Origin of the sequence: Marinomonas transparens, assembly GCF_016463975.1 — a bacterium.
Classification (GTDB): Bacteria; Pseudomonadota; Gammaproteobacteria; order Pseudomonadales; family Marinomonadaceae; genus Marinomonas; species Marinomonas transparens.
In genome coordinates, this window is sequence record NZ_JAEMNX010000065.1 from 1 (window position 1) to 1,856 (window position 1,856).

At 43.2% G+C, this 1,856-nt stretch carries 1 protein-coding gene; it reads right to left on the bottom strand.

The features are described 5' to 3' along the window. On the bottom strand, positions 1-1,856 hold a 1,856-nt coding region (locus I8J31_RS20645; protein ID WP_199470473.1), incomplete at both ends, for a hypothetical protein.

Consider the following 1,856-nt stretch of genomic DNA (forward strand, 5'->3'; position numbering starts at 1 on the left):
ATCCACACGATCGGTTTTTGCAGTTGGGCAATTTGTGCCGCACTTAATGCGATGCCTGAACTTAATCCCAAATCTTCGTAAGAATTCACCGCGTTATTCATCAAGGTGGCGTAGGTGTCTTCAATGCTAATGCTATCGGGTATTGTCTGGAAACCGGTAAAAGCCAAAATCTGATCGCGTACCAGCTGTTGCTCTAAAAAACCATCGCCTAAGCGTACAGCGGCTTTGCCATCACGCCCTACCGAATCAGAAGTAAGTTTATTTAAGAGGTAATCAGACGAAATGAAATTTTCATAACTGGTCAGTAAAGGATTGGTTTCGATAAGGTAATTAGGGTTCGGACTTGAGCCATTGAATAAGGCACTGCTGACTAAGTTTTTAAACACATCATCAAAAATAGCATCACGGCGAGATTTAATCTGCGCATTATTAAACGCTTGAGGGGCTTGTGTAGGATCTGAAAAATCAATATCAGTCGCAGAGCCCAATGTCTCAGAAGCCTTTTCCTGCGCTGCTAGGCTTGCAACGGTATCCGATGTGCCTGAGTTGGTAAATGTGCCACCTTTTCCGGTGATAGATAGCCTACCCGTAAAAGTACTGTTCTCCAATGACACTGGGATTAAAACAACGGGATCTGTAAAGGTCTCAGGGTCTCCATAATAGTATTCTGTTGCCCAACTAACACAATGATCGCTTGCCCCCTCCCTGTCAGCAGAATCCATTCTAGTACACCTTCCTTTCCTACTCTCCCTAACCTGCTCTGATCCGGATTTTATCGTTTTTTTGTCCGCCTTAAACGCTTCATCTATTTTATCTCCAGTGTGCTCTAAATGTTTGACTGCAGTGATAGTAGAAGCATAGTTCTCAACATCACTGGTAATCGTTAAATTACCAGAAGATAAAATTTTACCTTCTGCGCTAATATTTGAAACATAAGGAATAGAAGCAGATAGGGAATAAGAAACAGTTTTTTCATAAAACATATCCAATGGATAGTTTTTCTTGGCCTGTTCTATTCTTTTTTGCCTCTCATCTTCTGACATCTCACGAGAAACGTCATCACGATCACCATGAGGAGTAAGCTCATCAAGGATTTCCTTTAGATCAAAGTAATTTTTATTTTCTGACACAAGAGCTTCACCAAAGTTTTCAACCTTAGTAGACCCTACAACAGGCGCCCCATACTTGTATTCCATGACCGTTCTAGTGTTAATTAAACGATTCGCCGTAATGGTTAAATCCCCACCCCGTGTCTCAATCTCTGCCGAGCTATTAGTTATCGTACCCTTGGCCTGTAAATACCCTCCTCCCAAGCTGAATAACGAACCGCCATCTAGGTTATCTATCTTGCCTGTAGAACGCACATCTAAGTAGCTCTTGGCCATAATTAGGCCGCTACCGCCACTATTAGAGACGCCACTGGTATCGAGTTCCACACGGTTTGCACCAATGCCACCGTAGTTAGTCAAACTGCCCATGGTTAAATCAAGGGTGCCGTTTTGAGCAGTAATCAAACCTGTACTTGCGTTTGTTAAGCTACCCGAACGTACATTTGGTAAACCGTCCGTATTTTGCGTTGTTTGAATGGTATTTTTGGCAACCAGCTTAGAGCTTGTGTTGCTTAAAATACCCGACCAGTCAACCGTGATATTGTTATTCGCTCGTATTAGTCCATTACTTGTATTGGTTAGGTCGCGACTAGATATAACGATGTCGTTGGCCGATTCAATACTACTCCCCGTGTTGATAAGGTCTTGTTTTGCATTGATCGTTAGGGTGTCATTAGCACGGATTTCTGCGCCGTTTTGGTTGTTCACATCACCTTGGGTGGCGTTGAGGGTAAGGTCCCCGGTGGC